Below are 20,467 nucleotides of genomic sequence, written 5' to 3' on the forward strand. Positions count from 1 at the left end.
AGGTCGCCACCACGTGCGACGCACCCCAGTGAGAGGGACGGGTTTCCCATGGACGCGCTCTACACCGCCGTAGCCACCGCCACCCACGGCCGCGAAGGCCGCGCCGTCAGCTCCGACGGCAAGGTCGACCTCGCGCTCAGTGCCCCCGTCGAGATGGGCGGCGACGGCGAGGGCACCAACCCCGAGCAGCTGTTCGCCGCCGGGTACGCCGCCTGCTTCGGCAGCGCGCTCGGTGTCGTCGGCCGGCAGGCGAAGGTCGACGTCAGTGAGGCCGCGGTGACCGCCGAGGTCGGCATCGGCAAGCAGGGCGAGGGCTTCGCGCTCGCCGTCACGCTGCGGGTCGAGCTGCCCGAGGGCCTCGACCGGGAGACCGGCCGCAAGCTGGTCGAGCAGGCCCACCAGGTCTGCCCCTACTCCAACGCCACCCGGGGCAACGTCCCGGTCGAGCTGGTCATCGAGTAGTCCGGCCGGCGGCGCGCCGCTCACCCGACCCGCGCCAGGACCTCGCCGGTGCGCCCGCTCCACGCCACCACGACCGCCTCCTCGGGCACCGGGTGCCAGCGGGTCAGCAACAGCCAGCGGACGTCGTACCGGCGGACGACGGTGGCGCGCTCGGCGGGGGTCGAACCGGGCGCGAGGTACGCCCGGACGTCGGCCGCCCGCCGCCCGCGCTCCCGCTCGTCCAGCGCCGGGTCGGGCCAGGCGGGGGCCGCGAGGTTGGGCCCGTACCCGGCGATGGCGCGCCCGGCGTAGTAGCCGTCGGTGATCACGACCTCGCCGGGGCCGATGTGCCGGGCCGCCCACGCGTACTCCGGCCAGTCGGGCGGCTGCTCGAAGCCGACCGGGTCCAGCGCCCGCGGCACCACCGCACCCGCGTGGACCGTGAGGAACCCCAGCAGGGCGCCCGTGGCCGCCACCCCGCCCAGCGTCCTGCGCCACCGCCCCCACGGCCGGGGTGCCGCCAGCTCCACCGCCAGCGCGCACTGCGCCGGCACCAGCGAGAGCCCGAGGATCCGGCCGTAGGTGTAGTGCCCGCTGCACCAGCCGTACGCCACCACCACGCAGTCCAGCGCGAACATCAGCACCAGCGGGTCCCGGGCCGAGCGGCGTCCGCGCGCCCACAGTGCCGGCAGCCCGAGCAGCCCCAGCCAGAACTCCCCGGGCAGGTCCAGGTACAGCACCCGGTGCATCGCGTCCACGCTGTCGTCGCCGGCCAGCGCGAACACGTCGAAGTACGGCCACAGCGCCGCCGTCGTCACCGCCGCCGCGCCCGTCAGCGCCCAGCGCCCCACGACCGGGCCGCGCCAGCCGCGCTGCCACCCGGCCACCAGCGCCACCGCACCCAGCGCCGCCGCCGCCGAGGTGATCGGGTGGATCAGCAGGACCAGCCCGTACAGGGCGCCGAGACCCGCGTACCCGGGCAGGCCGCGCAGCCCGCTCGGCCCCACGTACCGCACCCGGCGCGCGTCCCGCGCCCGTGCCCCGGTCAGTGCCCAGGCCCAGAAGGTGAGACCGATCGCACACGTCGACGGATAGCCGAGGTTGCCCGTCATCGACATCAGCCCGAGGTAGCCGCTCCACCAGGCCCGCTCGGTGCCCCACAGCAGCGTCATCGCGCCCAGCGCCAGGACCGGCGCCCACGGCCGGGGGCTCAGCACCCGGACGAAGCGGTTCAGGCCGGTCAGTAGCACCAGCAGGTTCAGCGGCCCGGCGAGCCGCACCACCTCCCAGCCGCCCAGCCCGGTCAGCCGCGCGAACACGCCCTGAGCGAGGGCGTACGGCGAGTAGTACGCGCTGCCCGCACCGGGCAGGTCGGCCATCGGGTGCCGGGGGTCCAGGAGGTCGGCCTTCAGGCGTTCGACGACGGCCGCGTGCTGTCCCGCGTCGCAGCACAGTGGCACCGCCCAGTACGCCAGCGACATCACCAGGAAGAACAGGAAACCGGCGGCCTGGTACGGGGTGGGGCGCCGGCCGCGGCCACCGCGCAGCGCCGTCGCACCGCGCACCGGCCGCCGGACGAGGACATCGGCGCTCACGAAGGGATCAGAGGGTGGGACATTCGGGACATTTGGCGTATGTTCCCGGTGCGGTCAGCGCCCTGAACGCAAGTCACCTCAATGGGTGACGCTCAGCCGACCGCCCGGATCCCGTCGGTCGGCCCCTGCGCGGCCAGCGGCACCCTGCCACCCCGCACCACGGGCTCCAGCAGCAGCGGGATCCCCACCACGGGCAGCAGCCACGCCGGCACGGTCAGCCGCTCGCCCCAGATGTTGATGTCCGGATGCCCGGCCTGGCTGAGGATCCCGGTGCACGCCGCCGCGACCAGGAACCCGCCGACCGCGCCCCCGCGCCGCAGCGCGCCCCACGCCCCGGCGCCCAGCGCCGCGACGAACAGCGGCTGCCACGCCTGCCGGCGCAGCCACTCCACCCAGAAGTTGCCCTGCAGCTGCCAGAACTCCGGCCACGGACGCTCCCGGTCGGGCCGCGTGAAGTGGTCCGTGAGCAGATCCTGGACGCTGTCCGACACGGACGGGTAGTGCAGCAGCCGCGCCAGCACCAGCGTGCCGACGGCCCCGGCCAGCCCCGCCGCCGCGAGCGCGAGCACGCCCCGGGACGAGGGACCGCCCCGCCGGTGGCGCCGCAGCGCGATCAGCGCACCGGCCGCCGCCAGGCACAGCCCGAGGAACAGCGCCTGGGAGTGCTTGACCGTGAACAGCGCCGCCAGCGACCCGGCCACCAGGGCGAGCCCCGCCCGAGTACGTCCCGCCCGCAGCACCAGCGCGCAGCCCCACACCGCCGCCAGGGTCAGCGCCATCAGCAGCCCCTCGGTCATCGGGCGCATCGCGGTCGTCCCGCACGGCAGCGCGTAGTACAGCGCCTGCCCGCCCAGCGCGAGCGGCACCGGCACCGACAGCGCGCGCAGGATCAGGAAGGCCAGCACCCCGCCCGCGCACGCGATGACGACGCCCGCCGCCCACAGGCCCCAGGTCACCCCGAAGGCCGCCACGAACGGCACCAGGAACAGCGGGTAGCCGGGCCGCGCCTCGAAGATCCGCATGAAGCGGTCCGGCATGTAGGGCACGGTGTGCCCGCCGGTCCGGCCCGCCGCCAGCTGCGGCTCCACCACCCGCCACTCCTGCTCCCGGCACTCGGCCACCACCTGGTCGGTGGGGTCGGGCCGGTGGAAGCGGACCACGTGCACGCTCTGGTCCCGGCGGGCCCGCCCGGCCCGGCTCGCGCACACGTAGTCGATCGTGGCCGCCGCCACCTCGCGCTTGCCCTCACCGGTCAGACTCAGCGCGTACGCCAGGTAGTTCTTGGTGTCGGGGGTGTCCCGGCCGGTGATGTTCGCCAGTTGCAGCGCCGCGAACACCGCGGCCAGGACCAGCACCCACACGCGAGGTCTCACGAGGGGGAGAGCAGGTCGTGCCCGGCGGCGACGGAGCGGGCGCCGGGGACGCCGGACGGCTCCGGACCGGGCATCGGCTCGCCCAGCAGCAGCGTCCGCACCACCCGCTCGGCGGCCCGGCCGTCCTCGTACTCGCAGTACCGGGCCCGGAACGCCGACCGCAGCCGCGCCGCCTCCTCGTCCCGCCATGCCCTGGAGGTCATGAGCCAGGCCAGCTCCCGGTACGAGCGCGACACGTGCCCCGGTGCCTCCTCGGTGATGTCGAAGTAGGCGCCGCGGCTCGCCTCGTACGCGCGCCAGTCGTCGGCGTGGATCACGATCGGCCGGTCCAGGAGGGCGTAGTCGAACATCAGGGCGGAGTAGTCGGTGATCAGCAGGTCGGAGGCGAGCATCAGCTCCTCCACGTGCGGTTCGTCCGTCGCGTCGACCAGGACGCCCCGCCGGTGCAGCTCCGACAGGCCCATGCCGCGGGCCGGCCCGGTGGCCAGCGAGGGGTGCAGCCGGACCACCAGGGTGTGGCCCTCGCCGAGGTCGGCGGCGAGCCGGGCCGGGTCGAGGCGGTCGACGAGCCCGCCCCGCCGGTACTCGCGCCGGGTCGGCGCGTAGAGCACCACGGTGTGGCCGTCGGGGACGCCCAGCCGCTCGCGCACCCGGCGGCCGTCCTCCGGACCGGCGTTCACCAGTACGTCGTTGCGCGGGCTGCCGCTGGGCACGGACGTGAAGTGGCACGGGTACGCCCGCTCCCACACCCGCTCCGCGTACCGGCACGCGACCAGGCTGTAGTCCCAGCGGTCGGCCCGGCGCAGCATCTGCGGCACGTCCAGGCCCTGCCGGGCGCCGGGCCTGCCCAGCAGGTCGGCGCCCATGTACTTCAGCGGGGTGCCCTGGTGGGTGTGGATGTGGACGCTGCCGGGGCGCTTGGCCACGGCACCGGGCCAGTTGACGTTGTTGACGAAGAACGTCGCCCGCTCGGTCACCCGCCGGTAGCCGGCACTGCCCAGGACCACGTGCTCGGTGTCCGGCGGCAGCAGCGCCGCCGTCTCCTCGTCGCGCACCACCCACACCCCGCGCAGGTGCGGGGCGAGTTCACGGGCCTTTTGGTGGATTGCCGCGGGGTCGCCCAGCACACCCCGGTGGGAGAACGCCGAGTACACCGCGAGGCCCGGGTCCAGCGGACGGCGCGTGCGCACCGCGCTGCCGGCCCCGCGCAGCCGCCCGGCGACCGCGCCCCCCGCCTGCCGGGCCCGGCGCTCCAGCTCGCGGGCCGCCTGCCCGGACCGCCGCCGCAGCCGGTAGGCCGGGTAGCCGAGGGCGCCGCCCGCCAGCACCCGCAGCTCGGCCGGGACCTCGGCGCCCTCCGGCCGGTACGCGCGGAACATCTCGGCGGTGCGCCGGAAGAACTCGGCCTTGTCGGAGGGCGGCAGCCGGTCCGGCTTGGACAGGATGTCCAGACAGTGCTCGCCCATCTTGGCGTGCAGGAACGGCCGCCAGCGGGCCAGTTCCGGACGGGCCTCGACGAACGCGAAGACCCGCTCGTACTGCGCGTGCACGTCGAAGTGCTTGCGGCTGGTGGTGGACAGGATGTTGCCCTGCCGCCGCTGCCGGTAGTTCAGGCAGATGCGGTCCAGCGTGGCGATCCGCTCCGCGCTGAACATCACCGGGAACGTCCAGGGCGTGTCCTCGTAGTAGCCGGGCGGGAAGGCGAAGCCCTCGCGCTCCACGAAGTCGCGCCGGTAGACCTTGTTCCACACCACCATCAGCAGGTCGAGGATCTCGGGGTGACCGGCGGCCGTGAACGTGTCCTCGCCGGCCTCCGCCAGCACCCGGGCCAGGGCGTTGCGCCGGGTGCCGCCCCACCAGTAGGTGCGCGCGTAGTCGAACACCAGGACGTCCGGTTCGTCCGTCTCCGCGAGCCGGTCGGCCATGGCGCGCAGCGCGCCCGGGGTGAGGGTGTCGTCGCTGTCGAGGAAGAAGAGGTAGTCGCCGGTGGCGTGCGGCAGCCCGGCGTTGCGGGCCCGGCCGAGGCCGGCGTTCTCCGCCAGGTGCAGCACCCGCACCCGCTCGTCCCGGGCGGCGTACTCGTCGAGGATCGCGCCGGAGCCGTCCGGCGAGCAGTCGTCGACGGCGACGACCTCGATGTCCCGGAAGGACTGGTCCAGGACCGAGTCGAGGCACTCGCGCAGGAAGCCCTGCACCTTGAAACAGGGAAGGATGACGCTGAAGCGGGGCACGGCGGGGTCAGCTCCTTACGAGGGTGGCGGCGGGGGCCGGGACGCGCTCCGCGAGCGGGGTCACGGGCGGCAGCGCCTCGGGCGGCTCGCCGAGCAGCACCCGGCGCACGACCCGCTCGGCGGCCCGGCCGTCGTCGAACTCGCAGAACCGCTCCCGGAAGGCCGCCCGCAGCGCCGCCGACTCCGGGCCCGCGTACGAGCCGTCGCCGAAGACGCGGGCCAGTTCCTCCGGCGTCCGCGCCACCGGTCCCGGCGGCGCCGCCATCAGGTCGAAGTAGACGCCCCGGGTCTCCCGGTAGACGTCCCAGTCGTCGGCGTACACGACGATCGGCCGGTCCAGGTTGGCGTAGTCGAACATGATCGACGAGTAGTCGGTGACCAGCGCGTCGGCGGCCAGGCACACGTCCTCCGAGGAGCGGTGCGCGGTGACGTCGATGATCCGGCCGCTGCCCTTGCGGCCGCCCCGGTCGTAGAAGTAGTGGGCGCGCAGCAGCACCACCACGTCCTCGCCGGCCGCCTCGCAGAACGCCTCCAGGTCCAGGCCGCCCGCGCCGAAGCCGCTCTCGTAGTCCCGGTGCGTGGGCGCGTACAGGACCGCCGTCGACCCTGCCGGGACGCCCAGTTCGCGGCGGACGCGGGCGACGTCCTCGGCGGTCGCCGTGAAGTAGACGTCGTTGCGCGGATAGCCGTACTCCAGGTGCTCGTACGAGCCCGGGAAGGCGCGCTCCCACATGTGGGTGGAGTGCCGGTTGGCGGACACGTTGTAGTCCCAGCGGTCCACGCGGCCCAGCAGCCTGGTGAAGCTGCCGCTGGCGGCGGCCACCACCGGGTACGTCGACTGGTCCACGCCCATCGTCTTCAGCGGCGTGCCGTGCTGCGTCTGCACGTGCACGCTGCCGGGGCGCTTGACCACGCCCTCGGCGAAGTTGGCGTTGTTCACCAGGTACTTGGCGCGGGCCAGCACCTCCCAGTACCGCCGGCCGCCGATGACCGCGTGGTCGACGCCCTCCGGCACGGTGTGCGCCTGGTCCGGCTCGACCAGGAACACCGACCTGAGGTGCGGGGCGAGTTCGCGGGCCTTGGCGTGGATCGCGGCCGGACTGCAGGCGTAGCCGCGGCCCCAGTAGGCGCAGTACACGACGAGGTTCGGGTCCAGCGGGCGGCGCAGGTGGCGGCGGTACAGCAGCCCGGTGCGCAGCCCCCGCGGCCACGGCAGGCGGCGCAGCGCCCCGGTGAGTGCCCGGTTGGTGGCGCGCAGGGCGCGGAAACCCGCGTACGACCCCGACGCGAGCAGCCGGTGCTGGACGCCGAGCCGGCCGCCCGGCAGGCGGAACCCGGCGGGGCGGTGGCGGCGGTAGAGGCGGGTCGCCCGCCGGAAGAAGACCCGGCGCTCCCGGCGCGTCAGCCGCCGCGGATGCGTCGCCGTCTTCAGGATCGCGGCGAACAGGTGCTCGAAGAGCGGTTCGCGGCGCGCGTCCGGCAGCCCCCGCTCGGCGGCGTGCGTGAGCGCCAGTTCGGCCTGGTCCAGGAGGTCCGCGTGGTGCGCGCCGGGCAGGTTCAGCCGGTTGCCCTGCCGTCGCACCAGATGCCGGACGACCACCGAGCGCAGCACCGCCACGCGCTCGGCGCGCGCCGCGACCAGGGCGCCGAAGCCGACGTCCGTGAAGTGCCCGTCGGGAAAGGCGACCCGGCGCTCGGTGAGGAAGGTGCGGCGGTGGACGGCGCTCCACGCGGGCAGCCGCACGCCGGTCAGGTCGGGGGCGCGGTCGGGGGTGAAGGCGCCGTCCGGGGTCTTCGCCAGCAGCGGGGCGGCCGGGTTGGTGGTCTCGCCCTCCCACCAGGGCACCCGCTCGTACTCGAAATACAGCACGTCGACGCCCCCGGTGTCCGCCAGCCGCGCCTCCAGCGCCGCCAGCGCGCCGGGCACGAGGACGTCGTCGCCGTCGAGGAACAGCAGATACGCGCCGGTCGCCGCCCGCATCCCGGCGTTGCGCGCCCCGGCCAGTCCGGCCGACGGCGGCGCGTGCACGGGCGTCACCCGCGAGTCCCGTCCGGCGTGCTCCTCGGCGACGTCCGCCGCGGCGGTGTCCGGGGCGTCGCAGACCGGGATCACCTCGAAGTCGCCGAAGGACTGGGCGAGCACCGAGTCCAGTGCCTGGGAGAGCCGCCCCGCGACCCCATGGGACGGGACGATGATGCTGAAGCGGGGCATGCTGCTCTTTCTCTCGTTGTGCTGGTCCGACGGGAGCCCTGCGCCGGCTGCGAGCCGCGGGGCGTACGGGCTCCCGATGGACAAACGGCGCTCAGAGGCTGTCGGTGACGGTGCGGGGACCGGCGGGTTGCGGCACCGTGGCCAGCGGGGTGCGGGCGACCGCCGCCGCGGGTGGCCGGCGGGCGCCGAGCGGCACGACCGGGGGCAGCCGGGTCTGTCCGAGCACCACCCGGCGCACCACGCGTTCGGCGGCGCGGCCGTCGTCGTACGGGCAGAACCGCTCGCGGAACTCGGCCCGCAGCCGGGTGGACCGGGCGCCGTGCCAGTCGCCGCCGGCGAAGACGCCGATCAGCTCGTCCTCGTCCCGCGCGATCGGCCCCGGCGGGACGGAGCGCAGGTCGACGTAGGTGCCGCGGGCCGCCTCGAACGCCTCCGGCTCATCCGCGTGGAGCACGATCGGGCGGTCCAGGCCCGCGTAGTCGAACATCAGGGACGCGTAGTCGGTGACGAGGGCGTCCGAGGCCAGGCACAGCGACTCCACGCTCGGGTGGCCGCTCACGTCGAGGACCCGGCCGGCGGGCGCGGCCTGCCGGTCGTCGCGGCCCGGGTGGTGGCGGGTCAGCACCATGAAGCGGGGGCCGAGGCGGCGTACGACGCCCTCCAGGTCCAGGGTGGAGCGCTGGGTGCGGCGGTAGTCGCGGTGGGCGGGCGCGTACAGGATCGCCACCGTGCCCTCGGGGATGCCGAGGGTCTCGCGCAGCCGGGCCACGTCCGCGGGTGTCGCCCGCTGGAGGGCGTCGGTGCGGGGCTGCCCGTACTCCAGGGTGGTGTAGCCGCCGGGGTGGACGCGTTCCCAGGTGAGGGTGGAGTGGCGGTTGGCGGAGACCACGTAGTCCCAGGAGTCGGCCTCGCGCAGCAGCCGGGCGAAGTCGGTGCCGCCCGCGGCCGCCGGCCGCTCCTGGAGGTCCAGGCCCATGTGCGCGAGCGGCGTCCCGGCCTGGGTCTGGACCAGCACCTGGCCGCGGCGCCTGACCAGGCCGGTGTCGAAGGCGGAGTTGTGCACCAGGTACCGGGAGCGGGCCAGGGCCGTCCAGTAGGCGGCCGTGCCGGGGGTCAGGCGCCGGGTCGCGGGCGGCACCGTGTGGTGGTGCGCGGGGCCGGCGGCCCACGCCGTGCGCACGTGCGGCGCGAAGTGGCGGAACGCCTCCTCCAGCGCGCCCGGGTTGCAGCCGTGCCCCCGGCCGCCGTCGACGGCGAAGAGGGCGCGGTCGGCGCGCAGCGGGAGGAGGCGCTGGCCCCGGTAGTGCAGGCGCAGGGCGCCGGTCCGGGCGGCCCGCAGCGCTCCGGCGGCGGCCCTCGCCGTCCGCCGGCGCAGGGCGGACGCCAGCCGCAGGGTCTCCCAGGTGCGGCACAGGCCCAGCCGGAGCAGGACGTGGCGCACCCGGACCGGTGCCGGGACGGGGGCGCCGGCGACCCGGTAGCGGCGGCAGTGGACCCGCGCCCGGCGCAGGAACTCGGCGCGCAGGGAGCGCGGGAGGCGGTCGGGGCGGGTGAACACGGTCGCCAGGTGGTCGCACATGCGGCGGTACAGCACCGGCCGCCAGCGGTCGTGCTCCGGGTGCGACTCCAGGAACGCGAAGACCCGGTCGTACTGCGCGAAGACGTCCAGGTGGCGTTCGCTCTGCGTGCCCAGGATGCTGCCCCGGAGGCGCTGCCGGTAGTGGACGCAGACCCGGTCCAGGGTGGCGACGGACTCCGCGGTCAGGAGGACCGGGTAGGTCCACGGGGTGTCCTCGTAGTAGCCGGGAGGGAAGGCGAAGCCCTCCCGCTCGGCGAACTCCCGCCGCACCGTCTTGTTCCAGGCCACCATCAGCAGCCGCAGCAGCTCCGGCCGGTCGGCCAGCCGGAACGGCGCCGGGCCCTGCTCGGTGAGGTGCGCGGCCGCCTGGCTGCGGATCGTCTCGCCGGTCCAGTACGTCCGGGCGTAGTCGTAGACCAGCACGTCCGGGTCGCCGGTCTCCTTCACGCGGTCGGCGACGGCCCTGAGCGCGTCCGGGGCGAGGGTGTCGTCGCCGTCGAGGAAGACCAGGTAGTCGCCGCTCGCCCGCTCCATGCCGGCGTTGCGGGCGGGGCCGAGGCCCTGGTTCACCGGCAGGTGCACGGCGCGTACGCGCGGGTCGCGGTCCGCGAACTCGTCGGCGATCGCTCCGCACGCGTCCGGCGACCGGTCGTCGACGACGATCAGCTCGAAGTCGGGGTACGACTGGGACAGCACCGACTCCAGGCACGCGTGCAGATACGCCTGCACCTGGTACGCGGGCACGATGACACTGAACCTGGGCACGGGAACATCCATGGGTCGGCGGGGTCGGCGCGGGCGTTCGCGCCGGGAACGGCCAATGGAGTGACTTGGTTACGCGCGCTGCGGCATTCGGGGGATTCGCGCCCCGCACGGTGCCCCGTACGGATGAGGGGGCGAACCGGTGACCGGCCCGCCCCCTCAAGGGTGTTGTCGTTACAGCTACTTGACGGCTACTTGACGGCGCCCGCCATCACGCCGGAGACGAACTGCCGCTGGAACGCGAAGAACACGGCCAGCGGGATCACCATGGAGATGAACGCCCCCGGCGCCAGGACGTCGATGTTGTTGCCGAACTGCCGTACCTGCGTCTGCAGCGCGACCGTGATCGGCTGGCTCCCGGAGTCCGAGAAGATCAGCGCGACCAGCATGTCGTTCCACACCCACAGGAACTGGAAGATGCCGAGGCTGGCGATGGCGGGCCCGCCGAGGGGCATCACGACCCGTACGAACAGCCGCAGTTCACCGGCGCCGTCCAACCGGGCCGCCTCCAGCAGCTCGCGGGGGATCTCCGCGAAGAAGTTCCGCAGCAGGAACACCGCGAAGGGCAGGCCGAAGCCGACGTGGAAGAGGACCACGCCGACGATCGACCCGAACAGGCCGATCTTGCCGAAGAGTTCGGCGATCGGGATCAGCGCCACCTGCACGGGGACGACCAGCAGCCCGACCACGGCCAGGAACCACCAGTCGCGGCCCGGGAAGTCCATCCACGCGAAGGCGTACCCGGCCAGCGACCCGATGACCACCACCAGGACCGTCGCCGGGACCGTGATCAGCACGGTGTTGAACAGGGACGACGTGATGTCCCCGTTCTTCAGCAGCTCCTCGTAGCTCTGGAAGGTGAGCTGGGACGGCTTGGTGAAGACCTCCCACCAGCCGCTCGCCGCCATGTCGCGCGGGGTGCGCAGCGAGGAGAGCAGCAGGCCGATCGTCGGCACCAGCCAGAAGAGACCGACGACGATCAGGAAGACCCGGACCAGACCGCCGCTGACGCCCTCGGCCAGCCGCGCCCCCAGGGAACGCTTCGCCGTCATCGCCGCACCTCCCGCCGCAGTCGCCGTACGTTGAACCACATCACCGGGATCACCAGGAGCAGCAGGAACACCGCGATGGCGCTGGCGACGCCCGGCTGGTCGGAGGCGAAGCCCTTGCGGTACAGCTCCAGGGCGAGCACGTTCGCGTCGTCCTGCGAGGAGCCCGGGGCGATGATGAAGACCAGGTCGAACACCTTCAGCACGTTGATCATCAGGGTGACGACCACGACCGCGAGGACCGGCGCCAGGAGCGGCACCGTGACCCGTCTGAAGACCTGCCACTCGTTGGCGCCGTCGACCCGGGCGGCTTCGAGGAGCTCCCGGGGCATCCCGGCGAGACCCGCCGCGATCAGCACCATCGCGAAGCCCGCCCACATCCACACGTACGACCCGATGATGGCCGGGGTGACGAGGGAGGGGCCCAGCCAGTTCAGGCCGTTGTAGGGCTCCTTGAAGTTGTCGGCGGGGAGTCTGAGCAGCGCCCCGTCGGCCGCGGCGGGCAGCGTGAACGTGCCGTCGCCCGACGCCTTCGCCGACGCGACGACCTCGCCGTCCTTCACCGCCTCGATCGTCATCCCGGCGTAGCCCAGCTCGGCCGCGTCGACGCCGTTGAGTTTCCCGACGCCCTTGCCGCGGGTGAAGTCCTGCCAGGTGGTGCCGGTGATCTTCCCGTCCTCGGGCTCGGCGGGTACGACCTTCGCGGCGCCGTCCGGCATCAGGTCGGGGGCGACGCCGACGAGGGGGAGGACGACCGTGGTGCCGGCGTCGACCGGCTGCTTGGTGATGAAGGCGCCGCCGCCGGCCGGTTCCAGCGGCGAGTCACGGCCCGGGTGCGCCTTCGGGAACGCGGACGACTCGGCGAACGTGTCGTGCACGCCGACCCACACCGCGTTGGCGACGCCCTTGTCCGGGTCCTGGTCGTACACCAGGCGGAAGATGATCCCGGCCGCCAGCATCGAGATCGCCATCGGCATGAAGACGACCAGTTTGAACGCGGTGCCCCAGCGGATCCGTTCGGTCAGCACCGCGAAGATCAGGCCGAGCGCGGTGGCGACCGTCGGGGCGAACACCACCCAGATGATGTTGTTCTTCAGGGCGGTGCGGATGCCGTCGTCGGTGAACAGCGCCTGGTAGTTGTCGAATCCGGCGAAGGAGTCGCCGGACTGGTCGTAGAAGCTGCGGACCAGCGAGTACCCGATCGGGTAGACCACGAGCGCGCCGAGCAGCACCAGGGCGGGGAGCAGGAACAGGGCCGCCACGGTCCTGCGGGTGCCGGTCACGCTCCTGCGCGGCTTGGGTGACTCGGGTGACTTGGGGGCGGCGGGGCCCGGTGAGGTCCCCGCCGCCGTGGCCGACGTCATCCGTCAGCTCCCGTAGGCGGCGGCCGCGTCCGCCTCCAGCCGCTTCTGTGCGCCCTCGACGTCCTTCGGGTTCTTCAGGAAGTCCTGGAGGGCCTTCCACTCGCCCTTGCCGGGCGTGCCGCCGAAGGCCTGCGGGGCCTGGTCCGACATGTCGAAGCGGAAGTCGTCGCCGGCCGCGACCAGCGCCTCGGCGATCTTCTTCTGCACGTCGTTCGGGTACGCCGACGCGTCGACGTTCTTGTTCGGCGAGAGGTAGCCGCCGAGCTTCGCCTGGATCGTCGCCGCGTCCGGCGAGGCCAGCCAGGTGGCCAGCGCCTGGGCCGCCTTCGAGTCCTCAAGCACCACGGCCGCGTCGCCGCCGGAGACCACCGGCGCGGTGTCGCCTACGGCCGGGAACGGGAACACCTTCGCGTCCGTGCCGACCTTGGCATCCGTCTCGGCGATGTTGACCTGCACGAAGTCACCCTCGTAGACCATGCCCGCCTTGGGCTGGTCGCCGCCGGTGAAGGTCTGCGTCACCGAGGCCGGGAACTCGGTCTGCAGCGCGCCGGAGGCGCCGCCCGCCACGTAGTCCTTCTTGCCCCAGATCTCGGCGAGGGTGGTCAGCGCCTCCTTGACGGAGGGGTCCGTCCACTTGATCTCGTGCTTCGCCAGCTGGTCGTACTTCTCCGGGCCCGCCTGCGAGAGATAGACGTTCTCGAACCAGTCGGTGAGGGTCCAGCCGTCCGCGCCGCCCACGGAGAACGGCGTGACACCGGAGTCGTAGATCGTCTGGGCGGCGGTGAGCAGCTCGTCCCAGGTCTTGGGCTCGGCGGCGCCCGCGTTCTCGAAGACCTGCGCGTTGTACCAGATCAGCGACTTGTTGGCGGCCTTGTAGTACACGCCGTACTGCTTGCCGCCGACCTTGCCTATCTCCTGCCAGCCCGGCGAGTAGTTCTCGCCCAGCTCCTTGGTGGCCTCCGCGCCGAGCGGCTTGGCCCAGCCCTTCTCGACGGCCTGCTTGATGGCGCCGGGCTGCGGGAGCATCGCCACGTCCGGCGGGGCGCCGCCCGCGATCTTCGAGCCGAGGAAGTTGATGATCGGGTCCTGGGCGGGCACGAAGGTCACCTTGGCGCCGGTGCGCTTCTCGAACTCGGCGAGGACCTTCTTGAAGTTCTCCTGCTCCGCGCCGGTCCAGACGGCGGCGACCTCCAGACTCTCGCCGTCCAGCTTCGGAAGGGTGACGGTGGCGGCCGTCTCCTTGCCGCCGTCCTCCTGACCGCCCTTGTCACCACCGCCGTTGTCGTCGTCGCCACCGCACGCGGTGAGCGAGAGCGCGAGCGCTCCCGCGGCGAGGGTGGCGGCGACCCGGGTCCTCCTGCCGAGGGTCCTGCGTGTCCCCATGGTGCTGCTCGTGCGCATCACTGCCCCGTTCTTCGTGCCTCGTCGAACGTTGAGCGCTCTTCCGTGCGCTCTGGTGTACGCCAGGGGGGTGAGGGCGGCAAGAGCGCGTCCGCGGTCAACGGGGGGATCGTGACCGCGTCGTGACCAGGTGGGCGGCGGTGGTGTGGGCATCGCTGGGGGCTGCCGCCCCCAGGCCCCGCTATCGGCCTGGACGGCCTCGTCCTCAAACGCCGGACGGGCTGTCAGTGACGAACCCGGCGTTAGAGGAGTGAGGGCACCTGTGCCGCCGCCACCTCGCGGGCCGCTCGCTCCAACGCGCTGGCCAGGAGGGCCAGGTCGGTCGGGCCGTTGCCCAGTTCGCGTACGGGGCGGCGGGTGGGTGGGTCGCCCATGAGGTGCCATTCCAGGGGGATCACCGTGGGGCGCAGGGTCGCCGTGCGCGGGATGCGGCCGGTGACCCGGCCGGCTTGGAAGACCACGGTCGGTCCGTCGGGGCGGGTCAACCGGCCGCGTCCCGGCATCGGTTCGTCCGGTCCCGGGGCCGGGGTGTCGAGCGTGATGTGCAGGGTGGCGCGCAGGGTGGGCTCCGTCTGGGCCGTACGGCCGCCCGGCGCGGTGGCGGCCACCAGGTGCACGCCCAGTCGCCCGCCCTCCCGCGCGACGGCCTCCAGCGCCCGCATGACCGACCCTGCTGCGGGCCGCCCGGGCGAGCCCAGCGGGGGAGTGACGAGTGCGTCGAGATCGTCCACGACCACCACGAGGCGGGGCAGCGGCGGTACGGCCCCGGACCGGCGCCGGGCCGATCCCGGGCGCAGCCGCATGGTGGAGCTGGGCGGGGAGTCGAGGTCCCCGTCGTCGGGCGCCGACGCGGTGCCGGGTGCGCCGTCGGGCGGCGTGCGCTGGGCGACCAGCCGGCCCGACACCTCGCGTCCGGTGTGCCACTCGGGGAACTCCGACCGCCCGAGCAGCTCGGCCCGCCGCTTCAGCTCGGCGCTCAGGGACTGGGCGAACTCCCGCATGCGGACCGGGTCGTTGGCGGCGAGATGGGTGGTGACATGCGGTACGTCCGTGCAGACGGCCAGTCCCTCGCCGTGCCCGCCGTCGGTGCCCACGCTGTCGCGGCCGTCCATCAGGACGACACCGAGGCGGTCGGGGCGGTCGGCGGAGGCGAGGGAGGCGACGAGCGCCCGCAGCAGCTCGGTGCGGCCGCTGCCGGGCGGGCCCTCGACCAGCAGGTGCGGTCCCTCGGCGGCGAGGTCGACCGTGACGGGGCCGCGCGGGCCGGCGCCCAGCACCGCGTGGGCGCGCCCGCCGAGAGCGTGCGTGTCGTCGGCGGCGTCGGCCCAGCGGGCCATCAGGGAGGCCGGGGTGGCGCGGGCGAGGCCCAGTTCGTCCAGGAGCCGGGCCGTCTGGGGCAGGGGCGCGGCCACCCGCGCGTGCCGCTCGCCAACCGCGGGGGCATCGGTGCGCAGCGGCGCCAGGGCGCGCGCGAACCGCTCCGCCCACGCGGGGGAGACGGCGTCGACCGTGCCGAGGGTGCCGTGCCCGACCGGGCCGGCCGGGGCCTCGCCGGCCGTGCGCGCGACGCGCAGCAGCCGCAGGGTCGTCGCCACGTCGCCGCTGAGCAGCGCCACGGCACCGCACTCCCGGAACACCGGCGACACCGCGCAGGCCGCCTCGTACGTCTCCGCCACGGGCGAGGTGGGGGAGGCGGCGGACGTCTCGGCGAGGCATACGACGTGGATACCGGCCCGCGGTCCCTCCAGGGCCAGCCGCGCCACGGTCTCGCGCACGTCGGCACCGCCGGGGTCCCCGTCCACGACCACCACGCTGTACGGCCCCGCGAAGCCGCCGGCCGGGTCGGTGCCGTCGTCGGGCCGGGCCCAGGAGGGCTGCCGGGTGCTGCCGGGGGCCGTCGCCGGCCGGGCCCCGGGCCGGGTGTCCGACAGGTGGTCGTCCAGGCGGCGGACGAGTTCGTGGGCGCGGGCCATGGCCTGTTCGCGGTCGTGGGCGAGGAGCAGGCGGCAGTCCTGGCCGTGCGCCGGGCGCAGCTGGGGCAGCCAGCCCAGCCAGGACCACTCGGCGGTCCGCTCGGCGAGCGGACGGGAGCGGTCCGCGCTGATCAGGACGATCTCCAGGGTGTCCGCGGAGTGCAGCGCGGCGAGCTGGGCCAGCACCGAGCGGGCCAGCCCGGCGAGCCGGGCACGCGGGCCCGCCAGGCCGAGCGCCCCGACCTCGCGCAGCCCGGCGGTCACCGGGACCGCGGGCAACGGCGCGGCACCGCCGGGCGCCACCCGGTCGGCCGTACCGAGCCGCACGGTCAGCGCCTCCGGGTGCGCCGGGCCGCGCTCCCACAGCCGGGGCCCGGGTCCGAGCGCCGTCAGCAGCAGCGACGCGGCGTCCGGCCAGGTCTCCGGGGCGTGGCAGGCACCGCCGGGTGCGGCCGGTGCCGGTCCGGCCGCCTCCTCGTCGTAGGCGTGCGCACCGGTGGCGGTGGCGTCCTGCGCACTCCCGCGCCCCCCGGTCAGCCGCCGCGCCCACGCTCCGATACCGCCGCGCCGCCGCACACCCTGCGGCAGGTCGGTCCCGCGCAGGGGGGTGCCTTTACGTCCGGTGCCACCGTCCGGGCCCCCACCGTCGCCGCCCGGCCCGGGTGCGCCGGGGTGCGATCCGCTCGCGCCGGGCGCGGCGTAGGGGTGGCCGCCCGCGCCGGAGGGCTGGGGGCGGGGGGTGCTCGTGCCGGGGGGACGGGTGCGGGGCACTCCCGTGCCGGGCCTGCCTTGCTCGGCGGGGTCGGTTCGGGGTTCGTCGCTGTGGGGTGTCCTGGTGCGGGGCCTGCCTTGCTCGGCGGGGTCTGTTCGGGGTTCGTCCTTGCGGGGTGTCCTGGTGCCGGGCCTGCCTTGCTCGGCGGGGTCCGTTCCGTGCTCGCCCCTGCGGGGTGCCGCAGTGCCGGGCCTGCCACCGCGCGACGTATCCGTGCCGGAGGCGTCAGGGTCGGTGGGGGTTCCTCCGTACCCGCCACCGCGTGACGCACCCGCGTCGGACCTGCCCGCCTCGGTGGAGCGAATCCCACGCTCGCCACCGCGTGACGTACCCGCGTCGGAGCCGTCCGGATCGGCGGCGCCCCCTCCGAACGCACCCGCGCCATACCTGCCCGCCGCGGAGTCGACCGCCCCGTAGGACGCCGCCCCGCCGTGGGTCTCGCCCCCCGCGGGGGCCTGCCGGGGGAAGCCGGCCGTGGGGCCGGTGCCGTGGCTCTCTATGCGGGGCGCGCCGCCCTGGCCGGGCACCTGGGGCGGCTCGGTGGGGGCCGCACCCCGGCCGTACGCCGACGCTCCGTCGGCCTGGTGGCTCAGTCCGGCCGGGCCGTCCCACTCACCGGCCCCTGGGCCGCCCGCGCCGTCGGTTCCGGTCCCGTGGGCCGGGGTGTCCCAGCCGGCGGACCCGGCGGCACGCGGGGTTCCGCCCGCCGCACCGCCCGCACGCGCGGGGTCGCTCGTCACACCTGCGTCCCGGGAGGGGGCTCCCGCCGGGCGGGGACCCTCCGCGCGGGAGGCACCGTCCGTGTCGCCCGCGTGTCCGCCGTCGGCCACGCGGGCGTGCGCCACCTCGTCGGCGTCGGCGCGGTCCGGCGCGGGCGTCGGCACCCCGGACAGCCGTACGTACCCCTCCCCGTCCGGCGTCGTCGTCGCCCGCGTCGTCGCCTCGCGGGGGACCGGCACCAGTCGCAGGGCCGACTCGCCGATCCGCAGCAGCGCACCCGGCGCGAAGCGGACCGGACGGTCGCCCACGCGGGTGCCGTCCAGCGTGGTGCCGTTGGTGGAGCCGAGGTCGGCGACCGAGACGCGGGCGTCGGGGGTGACGGTGACCGCGCAGTGCATCCGGGAGACGTCCGGGTCGTCGAGCGCGACATCGGCGTCGGCGGAGCGGCCGAGGCGGATCTGGCCGCCATGCAGGAGGTGGACGCCGCCCGCGTCCGGGCCCGCGACCACGTGGAGCTGGGCGGGGACGCCGGCCGGCTCGGTGTCCGGGTCGGGCTCGCCCGGGGCGCCCAGACAGAGCACGGCGCCGTCGATCAGCGGTGGCTCGCCCAGGGTGCTGCGCTGCGTGTCGAGCCGGTGCGCGCCCGCGTACAGCACCACCTGGCCGGTGCCCGGGGTCTCGCCGCCGGGCAGCGCCGCGGCCAGCGCGGAGGCGACCGCGGCCAGGGCGGTGCCGGCCGGCGCGGTGACCAGCACGTCGCTACTCGCGGCGCGGCCCCCCGCCGAAGCATGCGGGCCCAGCGGGTCTACGACGGTCAGCCGGATCTGCATCGCCGTCAGCGGTCCCTTCGCGCGGGCGCCCGCGCGCCGGGCAGAAGCCGTCACCACGGTCACCCACCGCGGACTTCCCCCACCGCCACACGAGCACGTCGGCCAGTTCTCCACGCATCCTCGCACCTGCCACTGACAACGCGCCCGCCTCCCGCCGTCAAATGATCTTGATTGGTCGGCTCTGACCCCAAAAATGCCTGACAGGTGCCCCGGAGCTGATCGAACACCGTCGGCTTGAGATCGGTCACGTCCGGGCAGCGGCAACCAAGAGACCGGGTCGAGCGTCTTTCCTTCGAACATGTCCCGGGAGCGGAACGTAAGGCTTACCGGCGGACCAATGGGAACCACGGAACCGACCACGGAATGAGGACAGCCCGGTGCCGGGAGCGCGGCATTACAGTGGGTCGGAACAGCCAGCAAGCAACTAGGAGCGCATGACGTGCGGCCGGTAGGCAGCAAGTACCTCCTCGAGGAGCCCCTCGGTCGCGGCGCGACGGGCACCGTCTGGCGTGCGCGCCAGCGGGAGACCGCGGGCGCCGAGGCGGCCGTGGCCGGACAGCCCGGCGAGACCGTCGCGATCAAGGTCCTCAAGGAAGAGCTCGCGAGCGACCCCGACATCGTGATGCGCTTCCTGCGGGAGCGCTCCGTCCTGCTCCGGCTCACCCACCCCAACATCGTCCGGGTCCGCGACCTGGTCGTGGAGGGCGAACTGCTGGCGCTCGTCATGGACCTCGTCGCCGGTCCCGACCTGCACCGCTACCTGCGCGAGAACGGGCCGCTCACCCCGGTCGCGGCCGCCCTGCTCACCGCCCAGATCGCCGACGCCCTCGCCGCCAGCCACGCGGACGGCGTGGTCCACCGCGACCTGAAGCCGGCCAACGTCCTGCTGAAGCAGACCGGCGGCGAGATGCACCCGATGCTGACCGACTTCGGCATCGCCCGCCTCGCCGACTCGCCCGGTCTCACCCGCACCCACGAGTTCGTCGGCACGCCCGCGTACGTCGCGCCGGAGTCCGCCGAGGGCCGCCCCCAGACCTCCGCCGTCGATGTGTACGGCGCCGGCATCCTGCTGTACGAGCTGGTCACCGGCCGACCCCCGTTCGGCGGCGGCTCCGCCCTCGAAGTGCTGCACCAGCACCTGAGCGCCGAGCCGCGCCGCCCCTCCACCGTCCCCGACCCGCTGTGGACCGTCATCGAGCGCTGCCTGCGCAAGAACCCCGACGACCGCCCCAGCGCCGAGAACCTCGCCCGCGGCCTGCGCGTCGTCGCCGAGGGCATCGGCGTGCACGCGAACAACGCGCAGATCGGCGCCGCCGAGAACGTGGGGATGCTCCTCGTCCCCGACCCGGCGCCCGCACAGGTCCCGGGCGACCCGGGCGCCGCCGACCCGACGCAGGTCCTGCCGCAGAACGGCGGCTACGACCCGAACGGCGCGACCAGCGTCCTGCCGCACACCGGCAACCCGTCCGGCGCCGCCGACCCCACCGCCGTACTCCCGAACCGCGGGGCGGCCGACCCGACCGCCGTCATGCCCCCGGTGCCGCCGGGGCAGGGCCAGGGCGGGCAGCCCGGCGGGCCCGACGACCCGCACCCCTGGCAGAACCAGCTGCGCGCCGCCCGCGACCGCAACGAGCAGACGCAGGTCCAGTACCTCGACCCGAACCAGGACCCGCTGCGCCGCCGCCCCCAGCGGCAGGTCTCCCGCCCGCAGCAGCCGCCCCGGCAGGCCCCTCAGGGCCCGCCGCCCCAGCAGCCCGGCTACGGCTACCCGCAGCAGCAACAGCCGCAGCGGTACGCCACACCGCAGCCGCAGCAGCCCCAGCGGTACGCGCCGCCGCCCACGCCCGAGCCCCGGCCGCCCCGGCGCGAGCCACGCCCGCCGCGGCAGCGCAGCGCCAACCCCATGCGCATCCCCGGGCTCGGCTGCCTCAAGGGATGCCTGTTCACGCTCGTCATCATGGTCGTGGCCGGCTGGCTGATCTGGGAGCTGAGCCCCCTTCAGGGCTGGATCGGCACGGGCAAGGGTTACTGGGAGCAGCTCAGCGACTGGTTCACCACCGCGACCGACTGGATCGGGGACCTGGGCGGTTCGGGCGGCGGAAGCTCCACCGGTGGCTGAGTCCGGAGACTTGTCGACATCCGGCGGGTGATTTCCGCCTCCGCTG

11 protein-coding genes are annotated in these 20,467 nt (G+C 74.6%); 2 read left to right on the forward strand and 9 right to left on the reverse strand.

Annotated elements, in window-relative coordinates; genetic code table 11:
• Window positions 1-48 precede the first annotated feature (48 nt).
• A complete protein-coding gene (locus ACFWR9_RS25430) occupies window positions 49-462 on the forward strand; it encodes an organic hydroperoxide resistance protein (RefSeq protein WP_383846051.1) in 414 nt (137 codons plus the stop codon).
• Between the two features lie 20 nt (window positions 463-482).
• Here ACFWR9_RS25430 and ACFWR9_RS25435 read toward each other — a convergent pair whose 3' ends face one another.
• The 9 genes from ACFWR9_RS25435 to ACFWR9_RS25475 all read right to left on the reverse strand — a co-directional run bounded on the left by ACFWR9_RS25435 (window position 483) and on the right by ACFWR9_RS25475 (window position 18,302).
• Complete coding sequence (locus ACFWR9_RS25435) at window positions 483-2,036, reverse strand: hypothetical protein (RefSeq protein ID WP_383846053.1); 1,554 nt, start codon at window positions 2,034-2,036, stop codon at window positions 483-485.
• Window positions 2,037-2,128: 92 nt separating this feature from the next.
• A complete protein-coding gene (locus ACFWR9_RS25440; RefSeq protein ID WP_383846055.1) occupies window positions 2,129-3,409 on the reverse strand; it encodes a hypothetical protein in 1,281 nt (426 codons plus the stop codon).
• Window positions 3,406-5,640, reverse strand: coding sequence for a CDP-glycerol glycerophosphotransferase family protein (locus ACFWR9_RS25445; RefSeq protein WP_383846057.1), 2,235 nt, complete (start codon window positions 5,638-5,640; stop codon window positions 3,406-3,408). The genes ACFWR9_RS25440 and ACFWR9_RS25445 overlap by 4 nt, the downstream gene beginning before the upstream one ends.
• 7 nt (window positions 5,641-5,647) lie before the next feature.
• The gene (locus tag ACFWR9_RS25450) at window positions 5,648-7,852 is read right to left on the reverse strand and encodes a CDP-glycerol glycerophosphotransferase family protein (protein ID WP_383846058.1); all 2,205 of its coding nucleotides are present in this window, start codon (window positions 7,850-7,852) and stop codon (window positions 5,648-5,650) included.
• Window positions 7,853-7,943: 91 nt separating this feature from the next.
• Complete coding sequence (locus ACFWR9_RS25455; protein WP_383846060.1) at window positions 7,944-10,196, reverse strand: CDP-glycerol glycerophosphotransferase family protein; 2,253 nt, start codon at window positions 10,194-10,196, stop codon at window positions 7,944-7,946.
• Between the two features lie 188 nt (window positions 10,197-10,384).
• Window positions 10,385-11,245, reverse strand: coding sequence for a carbohydrate ABC transporter permease (locus tag ACFWR9_RS25460; RefSeq protein WP_383846062.1), 861 nt, complete (start codon window positions 11,243-11,245; stop codon window positions 10,385-10,387).
• A complete protein-coding gene (locus ACFWR9_RS25465; RefSeq protein ID WP_383846064.1) occupies window positions 11,242-12,606 on the reverse strand; it encodes a carbohydrate ABC transporter permease in 1,365 nt (454 codons plus the stop codon). The genes ACFWR9_RS25460 and ACFWR9_RS25465 overlap by 4 nt, the downstream gene beginning before the upstream one ends.
• A 3-nt stretch (window positions 12,607-12,609) precedes the next feature.
• On the reverse strand, window positions 12,610-14,007 hold the full coding sequence (locus ACFWR9_RS25470) for an ABC transporter substrate-binding protein (protein WP_383846066.1): 1,398 nt from the start codon (window positions 14,005-14,007) through the stop codon (window positions 12,610-12,612).
• A gap of 242 nt (window positions 14,008-14,249) precedes the next feature.
• Entirely contained in the window at window positions 14,250-18,302 is a 4,053-nt protein-coding gene (locus ACFWR9_RS25475; RefSeq protein WP_383846090.1) for an FHA domain-containing protein, read from the reverse strand.
• Between the two features lie 439 nt (window positions 18,303-18,741).
• Here ACFWR9_RS25475 and ACFWR9_RS25480 point away from each other — a divergent pair, with 439 nt between their 5' ends.
• Entirely contained in the window at window positions 18,742-20,421 is a 1,680-nt protein-coding gene (locus ACFWR9_RS25480; protein ID WP_383846068.1) for a serine/threonine-protein kinase, read from the forward strand.
• Window positions 20,422-20,467 lie beyond the last annotated feature (46 nt).

Source organism: Streptomyces sp. NPDC058534 (genome assembly GCF_042717365.1).
Taxonomy (GTDB): Bacteria; Actinomycetota; Actinomycetes; order Streptomycetales; family Streptomycetaceae; genus Streptomyces.

Bases quoted from the DNA above. Each gene is read 5' to 3' on its own strand.
- ACFWR9_RS25450 (WP_383846058.1), bottom strand. From the start codon at position 7,852: ATGCCCCGCTTCAGCATCATCGTCCCGTCCCATGGGGTCGCGGGGCGG.
- ACFWR9_RS25470 (WP_383846066.1), bottom strand. From the start codon at position 14,007: ATGCGCACGAGCAGCACCATGGGGACACGCAGGACCCTCGGCAGGAGG.
- ACFWR9_RS25460 (WP_383846062.1), bottom strand. From the start codon at position 11,245: ATGACGGCGAAGCGTTCCCTGGGGGCGCGGCTGGCCGAGGGCGTCAGC.
- ACFWR9_RS25465 (WP_383846064.1), bottom strand. From the start codon at position 12,606: ATGACGTCGGCCACGGCGGCGGGGACCTCACCGGGCCCCGCCGCCCCC.
- ACFWR9_RS25430 (WP_383846051.1), top strand. From the start codon at position 49: ATGGACGCGCTCTACACCGCCGTAGCCACCGCCACCCACGGCCGCGAA.
- ACFWR9_RS25475 (WP_383846090.1), bottom strand. From the start codon at position 18,302: ATGCAGATCCGGCTGACCGTCGTAGACCCGCTGGGCCCGCATGCTTCG.